At 61.5% G+C, this 18,998-nt stretch carries 20 protein-coding genes; all 20 read right to left on the bottom strand.

Annotated features, from left to right (window positions below):
• Positions 1 to 80 precede the first annotated feature (80 nt).
• Entirely contained in the window at positions 81 to 1,391 is a 1,311-nt protein-coding gene (gene flhF / locus AC07OF_RS21420; RefSeq protein ID WP_157193486.1) for a flagellar biosynthesis GTPase FlhF, read from the bottom strand.
• Between the two features lie 11 nt (positions 1,392 to 1,402).
• Positions 1,403 to 3,532: a flagellar biosynthesis protein FlhA gene (flhA, locus tag AC07OF_RS21425; RefSeq protein WP_157193487.1), complete on the bottom strand. Its 2,130-nt coding sequence runs from the start codon at positions 3,530 to 3,532 to the stop codon at positions 1,403 to 1,405.
• Positions 3,533 to 3,729: 197 nt separating this feature from the next.
• Positions 3,730 to 4,863, bottom strand: coding sequence for a flagellar biosynthesis protein FlhB (flhB, locus tag AC07OF_RS21430; protein ID WP_157193488.1), 1,134 nt, complete (start codon positions 4,861 to 4,863; stop codon positions 3,730 to 3,732).
• Between the two features lie 2 nt (positions 4,864 to 4,865).
• Entirely contained in the window at positions 4,866 to 5,642 is a 777-nt protein-coding gene (fliR, locus tag AC07OF_RS21435; RefSeq protein WP_157193489.1) for a flagellar biosynthetic protein FliR, read from the bottom strand.
• Between the two features lie 7 nt (positions 5,643 to 5,649).
• Positions 5,650 to 5,919 carry a flagellar biosynthesis protein FliQ gene (gene fliQ / locus AC07OF_RS21440; protein WP_038613343.1) on the bottom strand — a complete coding sequence of 90 codons (270 nt, stop codon included), beginning with the start codon at positions 5,917 to 5,919 and terminating at the stop codon, positions 5,650 to 5,652.
• Between the two features lie 21 nt (positions 5,920 to 5,940).
• On the bottom strand, positions 5,941 to 6,693 hold the full coding sequence (fliP, locus tag AC07OF_RS21445) for a flagellar type III secretion system pore protein FliP (protein ID WP_157193490.1): 753 nt from the start codon (positions 6,691 to 6,693) through the stop codon (positions 5,941 to 5,943).
• Complete coding sequence (gene fliO / locus AC07OF_RS21450; RefSeq protein WP_157193491.1) at positions 6,693 to 7,145, bottom strand: flagellar biosynthetic protein FliO; 453 nt, start codon at positions 7,143 to 7,145, stop codon at positions 6,693 to 6,695. The genes fliP and fliO overlap by 1 nt, the downstream gene beginning before the upstream one ends.
• Positions 7,146 to 7,613, bottom strand: coding sequence for a flagellar motor switch protein FliN (fliN, locus tag AC07OF_RS21455; protein WP_476445813.1), 468 nt, complete (start codon positions 7,611 to 7,613; stop codon positions 7,146 to 7,148).
• Positions 7,614 to 7,661: 48 nt separating this feature from the next.
• The gene (fliM, locus tag AC07OF_RS21460; RefSeq protein WP_038613349.1) at positions 7,662 to 8,630 is read right to left on the bottom strand and encodes a flagellar motor switch protein FliM; all 969 of its coding nucleotides are present in this window, start codon (positions 8,628 to 8,630) and stop codon (positions 7,662 to 7,664) included.
• Between the two features lie 9 nt (positions 8,631 to 8,639).
• The gene (gene fliL / locus AC07OF_RS21465) at positions 8,640 to 9,137 is read right to left on the bottom strand and encodes a flagellar basal body-associated protein FliL (protein ID WP_157193493.1); all 498 of its coding nucleotides are present in this window, start codon (positions 9,135 to 9,137) and stop codon (positions 8,640 to 8,642) included.
• A 184-nt stretch (positions 9,138 to 9,321) separates the two neighbouring features.
• Complete coding sequence (locus AC07OF_RS21470) at positions 9,322 to 10,620, bottom strand: flagellar hook-length control protein FliK (protein WP_476445814.1); 1,299 nt, start codon at positions 10,618 to 10,620, stop codon at positions 9,322 to 9,324.
• Between the two features lie 82 nt (positions 10,621 to 10,702).
• The gene (locus tag AC07OF_RS21475; protein WP_198325374.1) at positions 10,703 to 11,050 is read right to left on the bottom strand and encodes an Hpt domain-containing protein; all 348 of its coding nucleotides are present in this window, start codon (positions 11,048 to 11,050) and stop codon (positions 10,703 to 10,705) included.
• Between the two features lie 25 nt (positions 11,051 to 11,075).
• Positions 11,076 to 12,776 carry a fused response regulator/phosphatase gene (locus AC07OF_RS21480; RefSeq protein ID WP_476445815.1) on the bottom strand — a complete coding sequence of 567 codons (1,701 nt, stop codon included), beginning with the start codon at positions 12,774 to 12,776 and terminating at the stop codon, positions 11,076 to 11,078.
• An 8-nt stretch (positions 12,777 to 12,784) separates the two neighbouring features.
• Positions 12,785 to 13,084, bottom strand: a complete 300-nt coding sequence (locus tag AC07OF_RS21485) for an STAS domain-containing protein (protein ID WP_203475747.1) — start codon at positions 13,082 to 13,084, stop codon at positions 12,785 to 12,787.
• Between the two features lie 93 nt (positions 13,085 to 13,177).
• Positions 13,178 to 13,630 carry a flagellar export protein FliJ gene (gene fliJ / locus AC07OF_RS21490; protein ID WP_038613361.1) on the bottom strand — a complete coding sequence of 151 codons (453 nt, stop codon included), beginning with the start codon at positions 13,628 to 13,630 and terminating at the stop codon, positions 13,178 to 13,180.
• A gap of 6 nt (positions 13,631 to 13,636) precedes the next feature.
• Positions 13,637 to 15,001, bottom strand: coding sequence for a flagellar protein export ATPase FliI (gene fliI, locus AC07OF_RS21495; RefSeq protein WP_157193496.1), 1,365 nt, complete (start codon positions 14,999 to 15,001; stop codon positions 13,637 to 13,639).
• Positions 14,991 to 15,752 carry a flagellar assembly protein FliH gene (fliH, locus tag AC07OF_RS21500; protein WP_476445816.1) on the bottom strand — a complete coding sequence of 254 codons (762 nt, stop codon included), beginning with the start codon at positions 15,750 to 15,752 and terminating at the stop codon, positions 14,991 to 14,993. The genes fliI and fliH overlap by 11 nt, the downstream gene beginning before the upstream one ends.
• 89 nt (positions 15,753 to 15,841) lie before the next feature.
• On the bottom strand, positions 15,842 to 16,861 hold the full coding sequence (fliG, locus tag AC07OF_RS21505) for a flagellar motor switch protein FliG (RefSeq protein WP_038613367.1): 1,020 nt from the start codon (positions 16,859 to 16,861) through the stop codon (positions 15,842 to 15,844).
• The gene (gene fliF, locus AC07OF_RS21510) at positions 16,854 to 18,632 is read right to left on the bottom strand and encodes a flagellar basal-body MS-ring/collar protein FliF (protein ID WP_157193498.1); all 1,779 of its coding nucleotides are present in this window, start codon (positions 18,630 to 18,632) and stop codon (positions 16,854 to 16,856) included. Before fliF ends, fliG begins: the two co-directional genes overlap by 8 nt.
• Positions 18,633 to 18,647: 15 nt before the next feature.
• Entirely contained in the window at positions 18,648 to 18,974 is a 327-nt protein-coding gene (gene fliE, locus AC07OF_RS21515; RefSeq protein ID WP_010224994.1) for a flagellar hook-basal body complex protein FliE, read from the bottom strand.
• Between the last annotated feature and the right edge of the window lie 24 nt (positions 18,975 to 18,998).

Consider the following 18,998-nt stretch of genomic DNA (forward strand, 5'->3'; position numbering starts at 1 on the left):
TGACCGGCTGCGCTTTCAACACCTGAAAAATGCCTGGCAGTCCATCAATGCAGATACTTTGCAACGTCTTCACAATCACCTCAGCCAACACGCTTGCCGGGGCTGTGGTAGAGATCAGCGAACATATCGGCCATCGCCTCTTCGCTGGGCTCGTCCTGCATCTGCACACTCACCGCGCGGCTGACCAGCTGGTGCCGGCGCGGCAGGTGCAGATCGTCAGGAATGCGCGGCCCATCGGTAAGATAGGCCACTGGCAATTCGTGACTGATGGCCAGGCTCAGGACTTCGCCGAGACTGGCCGTTTCATCAAGCTTGGTCAGGATGCACCCGGCCAGCCCGCAGCGCTTGTAGCTGTGATAGGCGGCGGTGAGCACCTGCTTCTGGCTGGTCGTCGCCAGCACCAGATAATTTTTAGACGCAATACCGCGTCCTGCCAGGGTTTCCAGCTGCATGCGCAAGGCCGGATCACTGGCTTGCAGGCCAGCGGTATCGATCAGCACCACGCGCTTGCGCAGCAACGGCTCCAGCGCCTGGGCCAAAGACTGGCCGGGATCGACGTGGGTCACCGAGACATTGAGGATCCGCCCCAGGGTCTTGAGCTGCTCCTGAGCACCGATGCGGAAACTGTCCATGCTCACCAGCGCCAGGTTCTGCGCGCCATACTTGAGCACATAGCGTGCTGCCAGCTTGGCCAGGGTGGTGGTCTTGCCCATGCCCGCCGGCCCGACCATGGCGATCACGCCGCCTTCTTCGATCGGCTCGACTTCCGGCACATCGATACGCCGTGCCAGATGCGCAAGCAGCATGCGCCAGGCATGACGCGGCTCTTCGATGCCGGCAATCTGCGCCAGCAGTTCATGCGCCAGCGGCCCGGACAGACCGATACGCTGCAGGCGGCGCCAGAGGTTGGCCTGCTGCGGCTGGTTACCCTGCAGCTGACTCCAGGCCAGCGAACCGAGCTGCACTTCGAGCAGCTCGCGCAGACCGCTAAGCTCCGAGCGCATGGCATCGAACAGGCGCGGGTCAACCGGCGCGGCAGCCGCGGCAACCGGTGCCGCCGGCGTCTCCACAGGGGTCTCGACCAGCGGCTCGGAGGCGGTCAGCGGCAAGCCGGCAAACAGCTGGCGGTTGCCGTCTTCGCTTTCGCTGCGGCTACTGAGCTCGGCCTGGGCGGTGACGATGCGCGACTGGGTCTTGCGCAATTCATCTTCGAGCTCGACATTCGGAACCCGTGGCGCCAGGGCGGACAGCTTGTAGTCCAGCGCAGCCGTCAGCTCGACACCGCCAGCAATCCGTCGGTTGCCGATGATGGCGGCATCAGCCCCCAGCTCATCTCGAACCAGCTTCATGGCCTGACGCATATCGGCGGCGAAAAAACGCTTAACTTGCATAACCCACTACCTCAGCCGTTGGGGCCTACTGTGGCAACGATGGTAACTTGCTTGTTGTCAGGTATTTCCTGATACGCCAAAACATGCAAATTCGGTACAGCCAGGCGACCGAAGCGCGACAGCATCGCCCGTACCGGTCCTGCGACCAGCAGGATCGCCGGTTGCCCTTGCATCTCTTGACGCTGGGCTGCCTCGATCAACGAACGCTGAAGCTTTTCGGCCATGCTCGGCTCAAGAAGAACACCGTCTTCCTGACCTTGCCCGGCCCTTTGCAGACTATTGAGCAAAATCTGTTCCAACCTTGGCTCAAGGGTGATCACAGGCAGCTCGGACTCAACGCCGACAATGCTTTGCACGATAGCGCGACACAATCCGACGCGCACCACCGCCACCAGCGCGGCGGTATCTTGACTCTTGACCGCATTGTTGGCGATAGCCTCGGCAATACTGCGTATATCACGCACCGGCACCTGCTCGGCGAGCAACGCCTGCAGGACCTTGAGCAGCCCCGACAACGAAATGACGCCCGGCACCAACTCTTCGGCAAGCTTGGGCGAGGCCTTGGCCAACACCTGCAGCAGTTGTTGGACTTCCTCGTGGCCAATCAGTTCGTGGCAGTGCTTGTGCAGAATCTGGTTCAGGTGGGTCGCAACCACGGTGCTGGCATCCACCACGGTGTAACCCAGCGATTGCGCCTGACTACGCTGATTGACGTCGATCCACACTGCTTCCAGCCCGAACGCCGGGTCGCGGGCGGCAATGCCGTTGAGGGTGCCAAAGACCTGTCCGGGGTTGATGGCCAGTTCGCGATCAGGATAGATCTCGGCCTCGGCCAGGATCACCCCCATCAGGGTCAGGCGATAGGCACTGGGCGCCAGGTCGAGGTTGTCACGGATATGCACCGTGGGCATGAGAAAACCCAGGTCCTGGGAGAGCTTCTTGCGCACCCCCTTGATCCGCGCCAGCAGTTGTCCACCCTGATTGCGGTCGACCAGGGGAATCAGCCGGTAGCCGACTTCCAGGCCGATCATGTCGATCGGGGTGACATCGTCCCAGCCCAGCTCCTTGGTTTCCATGGCGCGCTGCGGCGAGGGCAACAGGTCCTGCTGGCGCTGAACCTCTTCCTGGGCTTTGACCTTGGCCAGGTTCTGCTTGCGCCACAGCCAATAGGCACCGCCAGCGGCCACCAGCCCCAGACTCAGGAAGGCGAAGTGCGGCATGCCCGGCACCAGGCCCATGACGATCATGATCCCCGCCGATACCCCCAGCGCCTTGGGCGAAGTGAACATCTGCCGGTTGATCTGGTTACCCATGTCTTCGGAACCGGAGGCACGGGTCACCATGATGGCTGCAGCGGTGGACAACAGCAGTGATGGCAATTGCGCCACCAAACCGTCACCGATGGTCAGCAAGGCATAGACTTTACCGGCATCGCCGAAGCTCATGCCGTGCTGGAACATACCGACCAGCATGCCGCCGATCAGGTTGATGAAGAGGATCAGCAGGCCGGCGATGGCGTCACCGCGAACGAACTTGCTGGCACCGTCCATCGAACCGTAGAACTCGGCCTCCTGGGCTACTTCAGAGCGTCGCGCCTTGGCCTGGGCCTGATCGATCAGGCCGGCGTTGAGGTCGGCGTCGATGGCCATCTGCTTGCCCGGCATTGCATCGAGGGTGAAACGTGCGCTCACCTCGGAAATACGCCCGGCACCCTTGGTCACCACCACGAAGTTGATGATCATCAGGATCGCGAACACCACGATACCGACCACGTAGTTGCCGCCGATCACCACCTCACCGAAGGCCTGGATCACTTTACCGGCGGCAGCATGGCCATCTTGCCCATGGAGCATGACCACCCGTGTAGAGGCGACGTTCAGCGCCAGGCGCAGCAAGGTAGCCACCAGCAGGATGGTTGGGAACGCAGCGAAATCGAGGGGGCGCAGGGCGTAGACGCAGACCAGCAGGACCACGATCGACAAAGCGATGTTGAAGGTGAAGAACACGTCGAGCAAAAACGGCGGGATCGGCAACATCATCATTGCCAGCATCACCAGCAGCAACAGCGGCACACCCAGGTTCCCCCGGCCTAACCCGGCCAGGTTGTTACGGGCATTGCTGATTAACTGAGAGCGATCCACCGGTATTCCTCGTCTAGCTCAAGCAAAACTTTGACGCGTTTCTGACGCGCGCTGCGCTGCCTTTGCAAGAAGCTTTCCAACTTTGAGGAATGCGGTGTTTTTGTGTGAAAGCGGGTTTACTGTGGGAGCGGGCTTGCCCCGCGATTGCGATCTTTCAGTCACATCGCATCGCGGGGCAAGCCCGCTCCCACCGCTTCTTAATCGTGCTGCAGGTCCGGCGGGATTGGCAGGTCTTTGAGTGGCTCCGGCGGCTTGCCCTTGCCTGCCCGGTACTGGCGGATCTGGAAGACATAGGCCAGCACCTGGGCCACCGCCAGGTACAGCCCGGCCGGAATCTCTTCCTCAAGCTCCGTTGAGTAATAAATCGAACGGGCCAACGCCGGCGACTCAAGCACCTGGATCTTGTGCTCATTGGCAATTTCACGAATCTTCAAGGCAATGAAGTCGGTACCTTTGGCCAGCAGCAAAGGCGCAGCGCCCTTCTCCGGGTCGTACTTGAGCGCCACGGCATAGTGGGTGGGGTTGGTAATGATGACGTCCGCTTCGGGGATCGCCGCCATCATCCGCCGCTGCGACGCTTCGCGCTGGAGCTGGCGAATACGCTGCTTGACCTCCGGCTTGCCTTCACTGTCCTTGTACTCGTCACGCACCTCTTGCTTGGTCATCAGCATCTTTTTGTGCGTCTGCCACAGCTGGATCGGCACGTCCGCCGCTGCGATCAGCAGCAAGCCGGCAGCCATCCACAACGCACTCCAGCCCACCACCTGAACGCAGTGAATGATTGCCTGATCCAAGGGCTCGTTGGCAATCGCCAGCAGGTCGTCACGGTCCGCCGACAGCACGGCCAGAGCGACGATCAGAATCATGAAGAACTTGGCAAACGCCTTGAGCAACTCGGACAAGGCGTTGACCGAGAACATTCGCTTGATCCCGGACAGCGGGTTCATCCGACTGAACTTGGGCTGCAACAGACTGCCGGAGAACAGGAAGCCGCCCAGCGCCACCGGGCCGACGATCGATGCCACCAGCAATACCAACAACACCGGCTGCACCATAAGCAGAGCAGACTTACCGGCTGCCATGAGGAAAATCCCCATGAAGCGCTCATCAGTGATCACTTCGCGAGTCAAAATGAAGTTGCTGCGCATCAACTCCATCATCGCCTGAGCCATACCTCCGCCAAATGCCAACAACGCGCCTGCGCCGGCCAGGGTCACCGCTACCGTATTGAGTTCCTTGGAGCGCGCGATCTCGCCCTTTTCCCGCGCGTCCTTCTTGCGCTTGTCGGTGGGGTCTTCTGTTTTGTCCTGACCGCTTTCGCTCTCTGCCATGCTTAGCGCGCCCGTGCCAGCTCACGCATCCATTGCAAGGCCTCGGAGGCCAGTGCCTGGTAATGCGGAAGAATGTCAGCCAGGACTATCCAGAATATCCCGAGCCCCAGCACCAGTATCAGCGGAAAGCCGATGGAAAAGATGTTCAGTTGCGGTGCCGCACGCGTCATCACACCAAAGGCGATGTTGACCACCAGCAATGCGGTGATGGCCGGCAGCACCAGCAACAACGCAGCGCCCAGCACCCAGCTCAGGCGCCCGGCCAGATCCCAGAAATGATTGACCAGCAAACCACTGCCCACCGGCAAGGTGGTGAAGCTCTCGGTGAGCACCTCAAAGACCACCAGGTGACCGTTGATGGCCAGAAACAACAGGGTCACCAGCATGGTCAGGAACTGGCCGATCACCGCCACGTTGACGCCGTTGGCCGGGTCGACCATAGAGGCGAACGCCATACCCATCTGGACCGCGACAATCTGCCCGGCAATCACGAAGATCTGGAAAAACAGTTGTAGCGACAGGCCGAACAGCGCGCCGATGATGACCTGCTCAGCAATCAGCAGCAACGCACTGAGGTCAAGCGCATGGACCTCAGGCATCGGCGGCAAACCGGGGACGATCACCACAGTAATTGCCAGGGCAAAGTACAGGCGAACGCGCGCCGGCAGCAGGGTTGTACCGAACACCGGCATGGTCATCAGCACGGCGGTCACGCGAAACAGCGGCAGGATGAAACTGGCCACCCACGTGCTTATCTGCGCATCGGTCAGCTCGAGCATGGACACGTCAGCCGATCAGCTGCGGAATGCTGCCGTACAACGACAGAATGTATTCCATGAACTTCTGTACCAGCCACGGCCCGGCCACGATCAGCGTCACCAGCATCACCAACAGACGCGGCAGAAAGCTCAAGGTCTGTTCGTTGATCTGCGTGGCCGCCTGGAACATCGCCACGATCAAACCCACCAGCAGGCTCGGCACCACCAGCACAGCAACCATCAGGGTGGTCAGCCACAGCGCATCACGAAACAGATCGACGGCCACTTCAGGGGTCATGGTCTACTTCTCCTTGCGGCGTCAGACGCCGCCGAAACTGCCGGCCAGGGTACCCATGATCAGGGCCCAGCCATCGACCAGTACGAACAGCATGATCTTGAACGGCAACGAGATGATCAGCGGCGAGAGCATCATCATACCCATGGCCATCAGCACACTGGCCACCACCAGGTCGATGATCAGGAACGGAATGAAGATCATGAAGCCGATCTGGAAGGCGGTTTTCAGCTCCGAGGTGACGAACGCCGGCACCAGGATGGTCAGCGGCGCCTGATCGGGACTGGCAATGTCGGTGCGCTTGGACAGGCGCATGAACAGGTCCAGGTCACTCTGGCGGGTCTGCGCGAGCATGAAGTCCTTGAGCGGCACCTGCGCCTTGGCGATCGCCTCCTGGGCCACCATCTGTTCATTCAGGTAGGGCTGCAGGGCATCCTTGTTCACCCGGTCGAACACCGGCGCCATGATGAACATGGTCAGAAACAGCGCCAGGCCGGTGAGGATCTGGTTCGACGGCGTCTGCTGCAGGCCCAGGGCCTGGCGCAGGATGGAGAAGACAATGATGATGCGGGTGAAGCTGGTCATCAGGATGACGAACGCCGGAATGAAACTCAGCGCCGTCATGATCAGCAGGATCTGCAGGCTGACCGAGTATTCCTGCTGCCCGTCCGCACCATTGGACAGGGTGATGGCCGGGATCGACAACGGATCGGCAGCCAAGGCCAGTGGCGCTGCCAACAGCAACAGCAGCGTCAACATCATGCGCAATGCGCCCATTACGACCTACCCTTCTGATCCTTGCCCATCAGCTCCATCAGGCGCTGGGCGAATTCTGGTGTTGCCTGACGCGCACCGGCAGGCACCTCGACCGGTTCGGCCAAAACGTGCAACGCCTCGATGCTGCCAGGCGTATGACCAATCAGGATCTGCTCCTTGCCGACCTGTATCAGCAACAGGCGATCCCTGGGGCCCAAGGTGCGACTGCCGAGAATTTCGATGACCTGACCCGAGCCCGGCGCGGCGTTCTGCACCCGGCGCAACAGCCAGGCGAGCAGAAAAATCAGCCCCAGCACCAGCAGCAATCCCAGCACCAGCTGGGTCAGTTGCCCGGCAGCGCTGGTGCCACTGCCCGGTGTCACCACAGCGGCAGCCGGCTGCACAGTGGCCAGTGCCACGTCCACATACAGGGCGCCAGCCAATGCCAGACTGCGGTGCAAGAGCCTTCTCATTCAGCGCAGCTTCTTGATACGTTCGCTCGGACTGATCACGTCAGTCAGGCGAATGCCGAACTTTTCGTTGACCACTACCACTTCACCGTGGGCAATCAACGTGCCGTTGACCAGCACGTCAAGCGGTTCACCGGCCAGACGATCCAGCTCGATCACCGAGCCCTGGTTGAGCTGCAGCAGGTTGCGGATGTTGATCTCGGTACTGCCCACTTCCATGGAAATGCTCACTGGAATATCCAGGATCACGTCCAGGTTCGGGCCATCGAGGGTCACCTGCTCATTGCTGCGCGGCGAGCTGCCGAACTCTTCCATAGGCAGGCGGTTGGACGCCGGTGCGCCGCCGACGTCTGCGGCCAGCAAGGCGTCAATATCGGCCTGACCGGCGTCGCCGGTTTCTTCCAGGGCAGCCGCCCACTCATCGGCCAGAGCCTGCTCTTCCGGAGAGGTGATGTCGTTTTCGTTAGCCATTTTGTCCTCGACGGGCAATCAATTCGGAGTTGGAACAACCGGCGCCACTCAGCGGCGCTCGATCGGATCGATAATCTGCAGGGCCAGGGTGCCTTTGTGCGAACCCAGCTTGGCCTTGAACGACGGCACGCCGTTGGCCCGCAGGATCAGCTCATCAGGCAGCTCGACCGGAATCACATCACCGGGCTGCATGTGCAGGATGTCGCGCAGTTTCAGCTGGCGGCGGGCGACCGTGGCGCTCAGCGGTACGCTGACATCCAGCACGTCTTCGCGCAGGGCCTTGATCCAGCGCTCGTCCTGGTCATCCAGGTCGGACTGGAAGCCGGCGTCGAGCATTTCGCGTACCGGCTCGATCATCGAATACGGCATGGTCACGTGCAGGTCGCCGCCACCGCCATCGAGTTCGATGTGGAAGGTCGAGACCACCACCGCCTCGCTCGGCCCGACAATGTTGGCCATCGCCGGGTTGACCTCGGAGTTTATGTACTCGAAGTTGACCGGCATGATCGCCTGCCAGGCTTCCTTGAGATCGACGAACGCCTGATCGAGGACCATGCGCACTACGCGCAGCTCCGTCGGGGTGAACTCACGCCCCTCGATCTTGGCGTGACGACCGTCGCCGCCAAAGAAGTTGTCCACCAGCTTGAACACCAGCTTGGCGTCGAGAATGAACAGCGAAGTACCGCGCAGCGGCTTGATCTTCACCAGGTTCAGGCTGGTCGGCACATACAGCGAATGCACGTACTCACCGAACTTCATCACCTGCACACCGCCAACCGCAACGTCGGCAGAGCGACGCAACAGGTTGAACATGCTTATACGGGTGTAACGGGCGAAACGTTCGTTGATCATCTCCAGGGTCGGCATGCGTCCGCGAACGATGCGATCCTGACTGGTCAGGTCATAGCTTTTGACGCTGCCAGGTTCGGCGTGGCTCTCGGTTTGTACCAAGCCATCGTCGACACCATGCAGCAAGGCATCGATTTCATCCTGGGACAGCAGGTCCTGCACGGCCATCGGTGGCTCCTACTGCAATACGAAATTGGTGAACAGCAACTGGTCGATGACCGGTTTGCCGACTTCCTTCTGGGCGACTTCCTGAATGCTGGCAGTCGCCTTCTGCCGCAACATCTCCTGGCCTACAGGATTTGCCAGCGCGTCGAAACCCTGCCCGGAAAACAGCATCACCAGGTTGTTGCGGATCACCGGCATATGCACCTTCAAGGCGTCCAGTGCGGCCTGGTCGCGCCCCTGCAGGGTGATGCTCACCTGCATGTAGCGCTGACGACCGTTCTGGTTGAAGTTGACCACGAAGGCTGGCGCCAGGGGCTCATAGATCGCCGCCGGCTTGAGGTTGCCGGCCTGCGCCGGATCTGCCGCCGGCTTGTCCTCGGACTTGTGCAGGACGAACCAGGTAGCGCCTACCGACAGACCGATAGCCAGCAGCAATGCCAGCACCAGCAGCAGGATCAGCTTGATTTTGCCTTTAGCGGCGGGGTCTTTCTCTGCGTCGCTCTTCGCCATGCCAATATTCCGTCATTCATCGGAGAATTCAGTCACATGGCGTGGGTTGAGCAAGTGTTATGCCAGATCCGGCAAAAACTGCTGTAGGAGCGGATTCATCCGCGAGGGCCTGCACAGCAGGCCCGGCTTATGGGGCCGCGCGGCGGCCCATCGCGGATGAATCCGCTCCTACAGAGGTACCCAATCAGGCGTAGTAGTCGACCGCACTGGAGCCGATCACGCTCTGCTGCTCGACAGGGGCAGTGCTTGCAGCAACCTCGCCTTCTTCGCCCGCCGCATTGCGCCGCGCCGCCACACCGCTCAAACGCGGCGAGTCAGGGCTGCCCTGCTGTTGCTGCTGGCCACGCGATTGGTCGGCGACATTCACATCCGGCTGTCCGAGCCCTTGCTGGGCGAACATTTCCTTGAGGCGATGCACCTGGTTTTCCAGCGCTTCGCGAACGCCGACATGACCACTGGTGAAGGTGATCTGCGCCTGCTGCTCAGGCGCGAGGTTGACGCGGATGTCCAGGCGCCCCAGCTCTGCTGGCTCCAGCTGGATGTCGGCGGACTTGAGGCTCTGGCTGGACAGGTACATTACCCGGTTGACCAAGCCCTCGGTCCAGCCACCCTGGTTCATCGCCAAGGGCTGATGCAGGGGCGCCGCCGCTACCGGCACGGTATTGGCGGTTTTCGCCGTGGCCGCCTGGGTCAAGGCACTCAGGCGTTCGGCAAAATTATCCACCCGGGTATCGCTGGAAGCACTCTTGAGATCCTTGAGGCCATCATCGAGCAACCCGGAAAACGCTTTCTCACCTGCCTCGCCCTGCTCGGCATCAGCGCCCGGCTTATCAATCAGTGCCGCCAGGGTATTGACGGCAGGCTGGGCTGGAGCCGCCTCAGGCTGAGTGCTCGCCGGTTTAGTGGCAGCATGTGCCGAGGTGGTCCCCTGCGCCTGCGCGCTCTGCTCAAGTGCCATGCGCAAGGCGGGCAGATCAGCCAGCGGATCGGCCTCCGGATCGAACTCAGGTGCTGCAGGGAGGGTAGCTGCCGGTGCAGCCTGGGCTTGTAGCTGCGCCGCCTGGACCACCGGCGCTACCGCCTCGGCCTGGGCTTGAATCAATTGAGCACCCGGCTGCGCATCGGTCACTTGACCGGCCACCAGATTGGGATCAAGCAGCGTCGGATCTGTACTTTCACCGTCAACGGCAAGCGTGCTGTCCTGATCCTCAGGCAAAGCATTGCCGCTGTCGGCAAGCTTCGGCTTTTCAGCGGCAGCGCCTTTGCCGCCGGTAACCTCTTTCCCAGCCGGGACGTTCTTGTCGCGATTCAGGGCGTCGGCGGCCGTAGCAGGCTTTTCCCTGGACTGCTGCGCATACACGCTGGAAAAGCCCGAGGCCTTGTCGTTCGCCGTCTGCAGCGGTTTGTCCGACTGGCTGGAGGCAGCGCGCGAAGCCTTTGTTGCAGTACTGACCTGCAGCAATGGATTGGAAGCAACCGGCATGTGGGATTCTCCGCGACAGAGGGTCTGGAATGTTGATTAACGTAGATCTAGCAAGAGTCGCGCCAAATTCAACGAAACGGCCTTAACCAATCGACACGCGCTGACGCTCTTCGCTATACAAGGCACGAACAGCCTCATACTCGCGGTCGATCTGATTGATCAGATCCTCGATATCGTTCAGCGGTGGTTGCTTGACGCGCTCCTCCAGCTGCCGACACAACTCGGCCAGGGCTTTGGCCCCCATGTTGCTGCTACTGCCTTTGAAGCTGTGCGCGGCATAGCCGAGCTCTTCAGGGCTGGTCGCCTTGTGCAACTGGCTGAGGCGGACTTCGGAGTCTTTGAGAAAGGTATCGAGCAACGTCAGGTAGTCATCTTCCATGACCTCCTGCAAACCGCTTAACACCTCGTGATCGATGTGGATATTGGACACTTGCTCACTCCTTGATCAAGCTGGATTATGCCAGAGCCTCCCAGGCGAACTCCACGCATACGCGGCGCCCTTCGTCAGCCCACTCGGCACGTCGGCTCAGCCGGCGTATCAGGTTCAGTCCACGTCCATACAAGCCCTGCTCCACCAGCGGACGGGCGAGCACTGTACCGACATTGAAGCCCTTGCCGCTATCTTCGACCTCAATGCATAGACGCCCGCCCAAGCCTTGTGGTTCAACGCGCAAGCCTATTCGAATATAGCCGCTGCCCAGCGCCTGCAAACGCTCATTGCGCTGGCGATAGTATTCGCCGAAGCCCTGGGCATCGCGCTTTAGCCCTGAATCAAGCCCCAACACCCCATGCTCCAGGGCATTGGAATACAGTTCGCTCAGCACGCTGTGCAACGCCCCGCTCTGGGCCCGCAAGCCATGTATCTCCTGGAGCAGTTGCAACAGATACGGTAACGGGTTGAAACGCTTGAGCGTCTCGGCGCGAAACTCGAACTGCAGCGACCAGTCCAGCGGTGTGGATTGCCCGCTGTCAGAATAAATCACGGGCGGTGGCGCCAATGCATCCGGCTCGACGACGGTAATCTCCAGCAGGCTCACATCATCACGCGAGCAACCGCGGAACGCCTCCAGTGCCTGACTGATCTCCTCGAACAATCGATCCGGCTGGCGATTATCGCCAAGCACCTGCAGCAGCCGCTCGACCCCGAACAGCCGGTCGTACTCGTCACTGGTATCGACCACGCCATCGGACAGCAACAACAGGCGTTCGCCCAGCGCCAGAGGCAGGACCTGAGTTGAATCGTCGAAGCGCTCCGGCGCCAGCACACCCAGCGGCAAGTGCCGGGACACCAACGGCAACGGCGCACTACCGTCAGCAGACAGCAGGTAACCATCGGGCATGCCGCCGTTCCACACCTCGACCATGCGCCGCTGAAAACTCAGATTGAGCAGCAGCGCGCAGCAGAACATATCCACCGGCAGGATGCGTTTGAGCTTGGCATTCATCTCGCGCAGGGTTTCGGCCAGGCCATAACCCTTGGCCGTCATGCCGTAGAAAACCTCGGCCAGCGGCATCGCACCGACAGCAGCGGGCAAACCATGCCCGGTGAAGTCGCCGAGCAGCACATGCATGTCACCGGACGGGGTAAACGCTGCCAGCAGCAGATCACCGTTGAACAGCGCATAAGGTGACTGCAGGTAGCGGATATTAGGGGCATTCAGGCAACCGGCGTGGGCGACTTTGTCGAACACCGCCTTGGCCACCCGCTGCTCATTGAGCAGGTGATGGTGATGCCGGGTGATCTGGTCACGCTGCTCAAGCACCGTGGCCTGCAGGCGGCGCAAGCGATCCATGGCCTTGATCTTGGCGGCCAGGATCACCGGGCTGTAGGGCTTTGCCAGAAAATCGTCGCCACCCGCCTCCAGGCAGCGCACCAGCGCCTCGTCTTCACTGAGCGAGGTCAGGAAGATGATCGGCACCAGCGCCTCACCGGCCAGCAGCTTGATCTGCCGCGCCGCTTCGAAACCGTCCATCACCGGCATCAGTGCATCGAGCAGCACCAGTTGCGGACGCCGTTCAGCGAACAATGCCACCGCCTGCTCGCCGTTTTCAGCGGTGAGCACGGCGTGGCCCTGCTTGCTGACGATGCGTGCCAGCAGCAGACGATCCGCCGCGCCGTCTTCGGCGATCAGCACGGTCAGGCGTGACTCAGGCATGGCCTGGATCAACTGATGTCGAACAGTTTGTCGAAGTTGGAGATGGCGAGGATCTTGCGCACATCCGAGCTAGTGTTGACCACCCGGATGTCCGATTCTTCACCGCCAACGTGATCGCGCAGCATCAGCAGCATGCCGAGCGCCGAGCTGTCGAGGTAGGTGGCCTCCTTGAGATCGACCACCACGGAGTCGGGATGATTGTGCTCATAGGCATTGCGAAATTCCTGATGCTTGCCAAAGTCAAAGCGCCCCTTGACCTGGATCGTCAGCTTTTTCCCATCCTGGGAAATCTCAGCATTAACTGCCATGTTGGCGATTCCTTCCATTACGACGATTACAGACATCAGGAAGGTTTAGCAGTCCGACAGCCCGGCGGCAAGCCTTCCCGGTCAAAGCCTGGGTCAATAGCGATCATGCCGCGGCAGGCGCTGGGACAACTCGTCGAGCAGCTTCTGCTCGCGCTTGTCCTCGATCATCCGCGCCTCGTCGATATAGCGCTGCACCAGCTTGCGCAGCCCTTCGACCCGGGCATAGGCCTGCTGCCAGGTGCCACGGGCATTGTTGAGGTTGTTCTGGTGCCAGGCCAGACTCTGGCGCTGCTGGGTCATGGCGCTCTCCAGTTGCCCGAGAAAGCGCTGATAGTTGACCAGCCAGCTGCCGGACACACCCTGCCCGCCACGGTCGATCCATTGCAGCTGGTAATCTTCACGAAAGCGGTCGAGCTCGGCGAGCTTGGCCTGCGCCAGATTCACCTGTTGCTGGAACTGCCCCAGGCGCTGAGCAGCCTGACGCTCGGCATTTTCGGCCATCTCCACCACAGGGGTCAGACGCGCGGCACGACTGGGCTGAGCCATGGCCTATCAGCCCGCGTCGGACTTAGGCTGGGTGAACACACTGGCCAGGTGCTCACGACTCTGCTGCATACCCACATTGTCGTTCAGGCCCTGACGCAGGAAATGCACCAGTTTTGGTTGCAGCGCGATGGCCAGGTCGGTCTCGGCATCACCACCGGCCACGTAAGCGCCAACGCTGATCAGGTCACGACTCTGCGACAGGCGCGACCACAGCTGCTTGAACTGTTGCGCCTCGCGCATCTGCTCAGGGCTGACCACCTGGGGCATGACCCGACTGATCGAAGCCTCGATATCAATGGCCGGGTAATGCCCTTCTTCAGCCAGGCGCCGGGACAGTACGATATGCCCGTCGAGCACACCACGCGCCGAGTCGGCGATCGGATCCTGCTGGTCGTCACCCTCCGACAGCACGGTATAGAACGCAGTAATCGAACCTCCGCCCGCCTCGCCATTACCGGCTCGCTCCACCAGCTTGGGCAGCTTGGCAAACACCGAGGGCGGATACCCCTTGGTCGCTGGCGGCTCGCCGATGGCCAGGGCGATTTCCCGCTGGGCCTGGGCGAAACGGGTCAGCGAATCCATCAACAACAGGACGTTCTTGCCCTTGTCGCGAAAGTATTCGGCAATTCGCGTGCAATACATGGCGGCACGCAGGCGCATCAACGGCGCATCGTCAGCCGGCGACGCTACGACCACCGAGCGCTTGAGGCCCTCGGTGCCGAGAATATGCTCGATGAATTCCTTGACCTCACGGCCCCGCTCGCCGATCAGGCCGACCACGATGATGTCGGCCTCGGTGAAGCGGGTCATCATCCCCAGCAGCACACTCTTACCCACGCCGGTACCGGCGAACAGGCCCAGGCGCTGACCACGACCTACGGTCAACAAGCCGTTGATGCTGCGGATACCGACATCCAGCGGCACACTGATCGGGTCGCGATTGAGCGGGTTGATGGTCGGGCCATCCATCGGCACCCAGTCTTCGGCCTTCATCCCGCCCTTGCCATCCAGCGCCCGGCCAGCACCGTCGAGGACCCGACCGAGCATGCTCATGCCCATCGGCAGGCGGCCGTTGTCGGCCAATGGCACGACCCGCGCCCCAGGCGCGATCCCGGCGACACTGCCGACCGGCATGAGGAACACTTTGCTGCCGGCGAAGCCCATGACTTCCGCCTCGACCCGCACCGGGTGGTAGCTGTCGTCGTTGATCACCACGCAGCGGCTGCCAATCGCGGCACGCAGGCCTTCGGCCTCCAGGGTCAAGCCGACCATGCGCAGCAGGCGGCCCTCGACGACGGGCTGGGCAGGCAGCTTTACGGTGTCGGCATAGGTACCCAGGCGCTTGCCGAAACTGGTGCGTTCAAGGCGCATCGGTGTCGTCCAGATCGACCGTCAGATCAGGCGCCGCAGGATGCAGGCCCTGGTCATGCAACTGATCGAACAGTTGCGCCAGGGCCTTGTCGATACGGGTTTCCATGGTTGCATCGATGCGGCTATGGTCGGTTTCGATACGGCAGCCACCCGGCAGCAGTGCCTCGTCTTCGAGCAGCTTCCAGCGCTCTTCGTGACGCTCGCGCAAGGCCTTGGCCTGCTCGAAGTCCTGCGGGTTGATATGAATACGGATGTTGTCAGCGCCCATGGGCAGCAGTTTCAACGCTTCGCGCAAGACCTGAGCGATCTGGCTGGAGTCGCTGCGCAGCTCGCGGCCGATAACTTCACGGGCCATGTGCGCAACCAGGTTGACCAGGGCTTTCTCGATCTGGCTGTCCTGCTCGGCAATCGGCTCCAGCAGGTTGCCCATCAGTTGCTCGAGGCTGGCCAGTTTGGCCGCCAGCGCGACTTCAGCCTCCTGACGGACCTTGAGCTGGGTGCTGTGGAAGCCTTCACGCTCACCGGTGGCAAAGCCCTCGTTGTAGGCTTCCTGACGAATGCTTTCGAGCTCTTCGAGGGTCAGCGGCTGGACTTCCTCCAGCGGCACTTCCTCGACTTCTTCCTGAACCACTTCAGGTTCGGGCTCCGGCTCAGGCTCGGGCTCCGGGTCAAAGCTGGGCAGCGCCCAGCGATTGAAGGCCTCGACTTCAGCGGCGCGAATCAGCTCACTCAGGTGCTCGTTGGTTGACATGATTGCACGCACTCAAAAAAATCGCGGGACAAGCCCGCTCCCACAGAGCCCTCTCCCTCTGTGGGAGCGGGCTTGCCCCGCGATGGACTTTAGATCATCTCTTCGCCGCCCTTGCCACCGAGCACGATCTCTCCGGCTTCGGCCATACGGCGGGCGATGGTGAGGATTTCCTTTTGCGCCGTCTCGACATCGCTGACCCGTACCGGCCCCTTGGCCTCCAGGTCGTCGCGCAGCAGCTCCGAGGCACGCTTGGACATGTTCTTGAAGATCTTGTCCTTGACCTTCTCGTCGGCACCCTTGAGGGATACCACCAGCACGTCGGAGGAGACCTCGCGCAGCAGCGCCTGGATACCGCGGTCGTCGACATCGGCGAGGTTGTTGAAGACGAACATCAGGTCTTCGATCTGCTCGGAGAGATCGCCGTCGATGTCGCGGATCGCGTCCATCAGCTGGCCTTCCACGGAGCTGTCGAGGAAGTTCATGATGTCAGCAGCACGCTTGATACCACCCAGGGTGGTACGCGCAGCGTTGGAGTTGCCGGAGAACTGTTTCTCGAGGATCTGGTTGAGTTCCTTGAGCGCCGCCGGCTGCACGGTGTTGAGCGAGGAAACGCGCAGGATGATATCCAGGCGCACCTTGTGGTCGAAGTTACCCAGCACTTCACCGGCCTGATCAGGGTCCAGGTAAGCCACCACGATGGCCTGGATCTGCGGGTGTTCGTAGCGGATGACGTCAGCCACGGCACGCGGCTCCATCCACTTGAGGCTGTCCAGGCCGCTGGTGTTGCCACCGAGCAGGATGCGGTCGATCAGGCCGTTGGCCTTGTCTTCACCCAGGGCCTGGGTGAGCATCTTGCGGATGTAGCCGTCGGAGCCGACACCCAGGCTGGTCTGGTCGCCGACGATCTCGACGAACTCGCTCATCACCTGCTCGACCTGCTCGCGATGGACGTTGCCCATCTGCGCCATGGCCACACCGACCCGCTGCACTTCCTTGGGCCCCATGTGGCGCAATACCTGGGCAGCGTCGGTTTCGCCCAGGGACAAGAGCAGGATTGCAGCCTTGTCGACCCGGGTCAGTTTCGCGGTAAGGGCTCGGTTATCACTCATCGGCGTTGATCCACTCTTTCACGACCTGGGCCACACGACCCGGATCTTCGGCCACCAGGCTCTTGATTGCGTTGAGCTGCGCATCGTAGCCCTCGCTCGGGCTCGGCAGCAGAATGCTTTGCGGACCACCCAGGCTCACGCGGTCGTTGGCCAGATCGCCATCCAGACCGAGCACGCCCAGCTCCATGTCGCCATCGGCACCGGCGTTTTGCTTGCCATTGCCGGTGATGTTGTTGAGTACCGGGCGCAGCACGCCGAACACCAGCACGAGGATGAACAGTACACCCATGACCTGCTTGATGATGTCCCAGAACCACGGCTGCGAGTAAAACGGAATCTCGGCGATCACCTCGCCACGGTCAGCGGCGAACGGTACGTTGATCACGCTGACGCTGTCGCCACGGCTGGCGTCGAAGCCCACCGCGTCCTGCACCAGGCGGGTGAAGCGCGCCAGATCTTCGGCGCCCCAGGGAGCACGGGTGCTGTCACCGGTGGCCGGGTCGATCTTGACCTGGTCATCCACCACCACCGCCACCGACAGGCGATTGAGGCGACCCTGTTGCTGACGGGTATGGCTGATGGAGCGATCCAGCTCGAAGTTCTTGGTCGACTGCAGGCGCTTGTCCGCAGGATAAGGTGCAAGCATCGGCTGGCCAGTCGCCGGATCCATGATCTGCTGACCGTTGGCATCGAGCAGCGGTTGACCTGGCTGGATGGCCGCTGCGGCGGTTTGCGCGCCACCGGTGGTTTGCGGTGCGGATGCCGGGCCAGGCGGCTGGTTGCTCAGCGCCCCCGGCACACCTTGCGGGCTCATGCTGCTGGAGCGTTGTTCATTGACTGACTGCTCGCTGCGCAGCGCCGGCTGATCCGGGTTGAACTGTTCGGAGGTGGACTCGACGGCACTGAAATCGACATCGGCCGACACTTCGGCCTTGTAGCGATCATTGCCCAGCACCGGCTGCAGAATGTTATGCACCCGCTGGGTAAGCATGCCTTCCATGCGCCGACTGTAGTCGAACTGCTTGCCGGCCATGGTCAACTCGGAGTTGTTGATCTGGTCGGAGAGCAGGTTGCCCTTCTGATCCACCACGGTGACCTGGGACTTGTCCAGTTCCGGCACGCTGGTTGCCACCAGATTGACAATCGCCATCACCTGGCCGGCTTCCAGGGCGCGGCCCGGATACAGCTCGACCAGCACCGAGGCACTCGGCCGACGCTCGTCACGGACGAACACCGAGCTCTTCGGAATCGCCAGGTGCACGCGTGCGGCCTTGACGTTGTTGAGGCTGGAGACGGTACGTGCCAGCTCACCTTCAAGACCACGGCGATAACGGGTGGCCTCCATGAACTGGCTGGTGCCCAGCCCCTGTTCCTTGTCGAGAATCTCGAAGCCGACATTGCCGTCGCTCGGCGCCACACCGGCGGCGGCCAGTTTCAGGCGGGCACGGGAAAGGTCGTCAGCCTTGACCAGCAAGGCGCCGGAATTGGGTTCGACGTTGTAGGGAATATCGGCGGCGGCCAGGGTTTCCATGACCTGTTTGGTGTCCATACCCGCCAGGCTGCCATACAGCGGACGGTAGTCGGGCTGCTGCGACCAGAGCACCACGGCAAAGCCGATGGCCACACTCGCGGCCAGACCGACCAGCAGGCCAACCTGCCGCAGCATGGGCATCTGCGAGATGTTTTCCAGGAACGACATGCCGAACAACGGCGGCTTGGGCGCTGATGCGCTGCCTTTGGCGGGCACGTTATCGACGACTGCTTCGGCCATGACTCAATCTCGCCCTTATACCGGCATCTGCATGATGTCTTGATAGGCCTGGACCAGCTTGTTACGCACCTGGGTCAAGGCTTGAAAGGATACCGAGGCTTTCTGCGAAGCAATCATCACGTCGGTCAGGTCGACGCCGCTCTTGCCGATCTCGAAGGCGTTGGCCAGTTGCGTGGAAGCCTGCTGGGTGTCGCTGACCTTATTGATGGCCTGCCCCAGCATGTCGGCAAAATTGCTTGAACCGAGCTCAGGCGCAGCTGCCGCTTTCGGCATCGACATAGCGTCCATTTGCATGGCCCGCATGTCCAACATCAATCGATTAAACTCAACACCTTGGCTCATGAACTTCTCTCTCCGACGGCCCGC

The sequence above is a fragment of the Pseudomonas sp. GW821-FHT10B02 genome, from assembly GCF_059415665.1.

What these genes read in the sequence shown, in the direction of transcription:
- AC07OF_RS21480 (WP_476445815.1), bottom strand. Translation starts at nt 12,776, where the DNA reads ATGCCTGAGTCACGCCTGACCGTGCTGATCGCCGAAGACGGCGCGGCG.
- fliQ (WP_038613343.1), bottom strand. Translation starts at nt 5,919, where the DNA reads ATGACCCCTGAAGTGGCCGTCGATCTGTTTCGTGATGCGCTGTGGCTG.
- flhF (WP_157193486.1), bottom strand. Translation starts at nt 1,391, where the DNA reads ATGCAAGTTAAGCGTTTTTTCGCCGCCGATATGCGTCAGGCCATGAAG.
- fliJ (WP_038613361.1), bottom strand. Translation starts at nt 13,630, where the DNA reads ATGGCTCAGCCCAGTCGTGCCGCGCGTCTGACCCCTGTGGTGGAGATG.
- AC07OF_RS21485 (WP_203475747.1), bottom strand. Translation starts at nt 13,084, where the DNA reads ATGGCAGTTAATGCTGAGATTTCCCAGGATGGGAAAAAGCTGACGATC.
- fliL (WP_157193493.1), bottom strand. Translation starts at nt 9,137, where the DNA reads ATGGCGAAGAGCGACGCAGAGAAAGACCCCGCCGCTAAAGGCAAAATC.
- flhB (WP_157193488.1), bottom strand. Translation starts at nt 4,863, where the DNA reads ATGGCAGAGAGCGAAAGCGGTCAGGACAAAACAGAAGACCCCACCGAC.
- fliO (WP_157193491.1), bottom strand. Translation starts at nt 7,145, where the DNA reads ATGAGAAGGCTCTTGCACCGCAGTCTGGCATTGGCTGGCGCCCTGTAT.
- fliE (WP_010224994.1), bottom strand. Translation starts at nt 18,974, where the DNA reads ATGAGCCAAGGTGTTGAGTTTAATCGATTGATGTTGGACATGCGGGCC.
- fliG (WP_038613367.1), bottom strand. Translation starts at nt 16,861, where the DNA reads ATGAGTGATAACCGAGCCCTTACCGCGAAACTGACCCGGGTCGACAAG.
- fliM (WP_038613349.1), bottom strand. Translation starts at nt 8,630, where the DNA reads ATGGCCGTGCAGGACCTGCTGTCCCAGGATGAAATCGATGCCTTGCTG.
- fliH (WP_476445816.1), bottom strand. Translation starts at nt 15,752, where the DNA reads ATGTCAACCAACGAGCACCTGAGTGAGCTGATTCGCGCCGCTGAAGTC.
- fliI (WP_157193496.1), bottom strand. Translation starts at nt 15,001, where the DNA reads ATGCGCCTTGAACGCACCAGTTTCGGCAAGCGCCTGGGTACCTATGCC.
- fliN (WP_476445813.1), bottom strand. Translation starts at nt 7,613, where the DNA reads ATGGCTAACGAAAACGACATCACCTCTCCGGAAGAGCAGGCTCTGGCC.
- AC07OF_RS21470 (WP_476445814.1), bottom strand. Translation starts at nt 10,620, where the DNA reads ATGCCGGTTGCTTCCAATCCATTGCTGCAGGTCAGTACTGCAACAAAG.
- fliP (WP_157193490.1), bottom strand. Translation starts at nt 6,693, where the DNA reads ATGGGCGCATTGCGCATGATGTTGACGCTGCTGTTGCTGTTGGCAGCG.
- fliR (WP_157193489.1), bottom strand. Translation starts at nt 5,642, where the DNA reads ATGCTCGAGCTGACCGATGCGCAGATAAGCACGTGGGTGGCCAGTTTC.
- fliF (WP_157193498.1), bottom strand. Translation starts at nt 18,632, where the DNA reads ATGGCCGAAGCAGTCGTCGATAACGTGCCCGCCAAAGGCAGCGCATCA.